We start from the raw sequence: 3752 nt of genomic DNA, 5'->3' as shown, positions 1-3752 counted from the left end.
CGTTCGCCGTTTGCGTTTCGTAATTTTTGATTTTTTGCGCCTCGTCCAAAATGACAAAATCATAGCCGGATTTGTTGATGATCGGCAGGTCGCGCAACACGGTCTCGTAATTGATGATATGGAAAAAGCTGTCGTCGTTCAGGTACAGTTTCTCCCGCTGATGGGGTTCGCCTTCTACCACGATCGCCTTTTCATCGGAAAATTTCAGCACCTCGTTCTTCCACTGGTTCTTTACCGAAGCGGGACAGATGACCAAGGTTTTCTTAAAGTTGAAAATTTCTTTCTTAAGGATGGCGGCGGCAATGGCCTGTAGCGTTTTGCCTAGTCCCATTTCATCGGCTACGATTACCCCTTTTTTAAACACTGAAAAAGCCACGCCTTCCTTTTGGTACGGATACAAGGTTGCTTTTATGGGTGAAAAATCCAAAACGGTCCGCTTTCCAATCTGTTCAAGTTCCTTGGTTTCAAAGTAGGCCTCCACTTTTTCAAAGACCTCTTCCCGGATTTTGATACGCTGAAAATCCCGTGATTTATGTAGGAAGGAAAAAAACGAGGCGATTTGCGAATCCTCGATCAATTTGTCGTTGCCGAAATGATCTCTTAAAAGTTGTGCTTCGTCCGCTTCCAAAGCATCGGGAAAAAACCACGATATTTGATAATCGTTGAACGGATCCGTATAGATCTCTATAAACGGATAATGTGTCGACAGTTTTTTTGTTTTCTCGGGATGTTCCTCCAAATAATTGAACAAGTACATGATATGCTTGGTAGTACCCAGTTTATTGGTCTTCCAATCAATATTGTTGATGTATCCCGTTCGGTTTTCAAAATCTCGGAGGGTAATCTTATAAGCCTTTCCCTTATCGTTGATCAAGGTATGCTCCCCATAGAGATTGTCGGCCAACCGTACTTTGTAATCCGCCTTTTTCGCCCGGTCCCAACGCTCTTCCAAAACCCTTTTTCGCATGCCTTCACGGGTATATTTAAGGCCTTCGGAAAGCGGTTTGTCTTCATATTTATCCTCTATCAGGTATAAAGCGGCCAAGCTGCGGACTTCCCATTCGGCATCGCGGTCATTGATTTTGGAATACAGTCTATCCTCTTCATCGGCAAGGATCTGCACGATGGATTCCTCGCCATTCTCGATCTGGACAGTAATTTTTTCCCTTCCCTCGGATAGGATTACTGGCGAATAGGCCTCAAAAATATGCCGCGCCCTTGCGATTTCGGCGGCGGACAAAAGTTTGTTCTCCTGTATGGAGGCTATGGTTTCCTTGACGGGCTTCAGCATTATAATTCCTATTTAATGAATTTCTCAAAAGTAGCCAAAACGGACTTTCGGCCTTCCCAATTTCGGGCAAAGTTATTTACAGTTTTCACGGATATTCCCTCGAACTGTTGATAACTTCAAATTTTATCTTTAGGTCCTGCCTTTCGCAACAAATATAATTGCAAGTAAAAATTTAACAACTAAAAAATTAGTTTAAACTAGTTTTTTAGTTATATTTGAAAAAGCAAAGAAGTTTTAAAGAGATTCCCGCCATCCCTTCGACCCAACTCAGGGCAATGCGCCGGAATGGCGAAAAAAACAAATTTTTCATGAAACAACTCACAAAAGCCGAAGAAGAGGTGATGCAGATCCTCTGGCAGCTTGAAAAAGCAAATGTAGCTGCTATGATCGAAGAGCTGCCCGAACCCAAACCGGCCTACAATACCGTGTCCACAATTGTACGGATATTGGAAAGCAAAGGCTTCGTCGACCATGAACAAGAGGGTAGGGGACATATCTATTTTCCGCTTGTCAAAAAGGGCGATTACAGCAATCAGAGCATCAACAAACTGGTCGACGGCTATTTTCAAGGCTCCTTCAAGAGTATGGTCTCGTTTTTTATGAAAAAGAACGATATGAGTCTGTCGGAGTTGGAATCAATTTTAAAGGATATTAAAAAAGATGGCAAAACCTGAAGTCCGAATGAAATCTGTTTCGGTTATAGTCTCTTAAAGTCCGCCCGCGGCGGACGCTCTAACGTCTAAAACACGCATCATGTTACAATACATCCTAGAATCCATCGTCTTCCAATTGGTGTTCCTTGTCATTTACGATTTTTTCCTAAAGCGGGAAACTTTCTTCCAATGGAACAGGGCGTATTTGATCGGCACCTATATCCTGTCATTGCTTTTACCTTGGATAAAAATCGAGGCTTTTAAGACTGCCGTTCCCGAAGGATTTTATGCATATCCGGAATACCTTTGGGGTACGAACGATGCCGTCGTTGTGGATGCGGCGCAAGGTTCACAATTTTCCATCTCTTGGGAGCAAGGCCTGCTTTTCGGCGGGATGCTCTTGGCCGCACTAACTTTCGGTTACAAAATGCTACAGTTGTACCGATTGCGAAAAAAAGGAAAAGTTCAATATTTTAACGATTTTACCCAGATCGTTCTCACCAATAGCAGCGTAGCCTTTTCGTTTTTCAGATCCATTTTTCTGGGCGACCGGATCGTAGAAAAGGAACATAAAAATATTATCGAGCACGAACTGGTACACATCCGACAAAGGCATACTTACGACCTGCTGTTCTTTGAACTTATGCGCATCGTTGGATGGTTCAATCCCCTGGTTTACGTCTATCAAAATAGGATGTCAGAACTGCACGAGTTCATCGCCGATGCCCAAATAGGCAAAATAAATAAGGAAGAGCACTACGAACTATTACTATCACAAGCCTTTCAAACACAGAATATATCGTTCATCAATCAATTTTTTAAATCATCATTAATCAAAAAACGGATAGTCATGTTAACAAAAAGTAAATCACTTAACATCTGGAAATTAAAGTACTTGGCTTTGGTTCCGATGTTACTCGGTATGTTGTTCTATACATCTTGTGAGCAAGATCTATTCAGCGAAGAAGGTTTGCACGAAACTATTACGGTCGGGGACATCGAAAATCTGACCGAAGATGAAGAGGTCAAGGCCTATACCCGCTTAATCGACCTTTCGGTACAACCTAAGGATTGGAGTTATGTCGTTAGCGATCAAAACTCGACCATAACATTTACAAAAGCACCGAAAGGTTCCGGTATTTCCGGTCCCAGTGGTATTCCGATTAAGGCCAAAATGCATATTGAATCCAAGGTGCTGGACCAAGACTTCGATTTCTTCACTTACGGTCCGTCCCAACCCGTTCAAATTACCATCGATCACAATGGTGTACCTTTTGGTAAGGTCGATGAAGTCCCCATTTTTCCGGGTTGCGTGAACGAAGCCGACCCAAGGGAGTGCTTTCAGGAAATGATGCAAAAACACATCAGCAAAAACTTTAGGTATCCCGAGGAAGCACAAAAACAAGGTATTCAAGGCAGGGTAAATGTTATGTTCACTATTGGAGAGGACGGTAACATTTCGAACATCAGAATGCGTGGACCCGATAAACTTCTGGAGGCCGAAGTCGCTCGGATCATATCCCGATTGCCTCAAATGAAACCTGGTCGGCATGATGGGATGGCGGTAAATGTACCGTATTCCTTCCCCATTACCTTTAAGTTGCAACAGGCTGGGTTTAATCCACACTCCCAAGATGCCAACTATGTAAAGCTACAGGAAGAACAGCTTAGCGAAATGTCAAGTGAGGTTCAAATGGCGTATCGAAATGGCATACCATTTTCACAAGTGGAGAACGTTCCGGTGTTTCCGGGCTGTGAGGATGCGGCCGATCCCAAGGCCTGTTTCCAAGAGAAAATCCAAAAGCATA

The 3752-nt window shown here is 43.2% G+C and carries 3 protein-coding genes; 2 read left to right on the top strand and 1 reads right to left on the bottom strand.

Features of this window, described 5'->3' with window-relative positions; genetic code table 11:
* On the bottom strand, window positions 1-1291 hold a 1291-nt coding region (locus ACEW8S_RS03345; RefSeq protein ID WP_373516770.1), incomplete at its 3' end, for an SNF2-related protein.
* A 308-nt stretch (window positions 1292-1599) separates the two neighbouring features.
* On the opposite strand from ACEW8S_RS03345, the gene ACEW8S_RS03340 reads away from it, so the two are divergent.
* Complete coding sequence (locus ACEW8S_RS03340; protein ID WP_373516769.1) at window positions 1600-1965, top strand: BlaI/MecI/CopY family transcriptional regulator; 366 nt, start codon at window positions 1600-1602, stop codon at window positions 1963-1965.
* Window positions 1966-2044: 79 nt separating this feature from the next.
* Window positions 2045-3752: TonB family protein (locus tag ACEW8S_RS03335; protein ID WP_373516768.1), on the top strand; the 1708-nt coding region annotated here is incomplete at its 3' end.

The organism is Pricia sp., from assembly GCF_041745955.1.
Lineage (GTDB): Bacteria > Bacteroidota > Bacteroidia > Flavobacteriales > Flavobacteriaceae > Pricia.
This window is presented reverse-complemented; position numbering and strand designations above follow the sequence as displayed.

Excerpts from the sequence above, each read along its gene's own strand:
- ACEW8S_RS03340 (WP_373516769.1), top strand. The coding sequence starts at position 1,600 with ATGAAACAACTCACAAAAGCCGAAGAAGAGGTGATGCAGATCCTCTGG.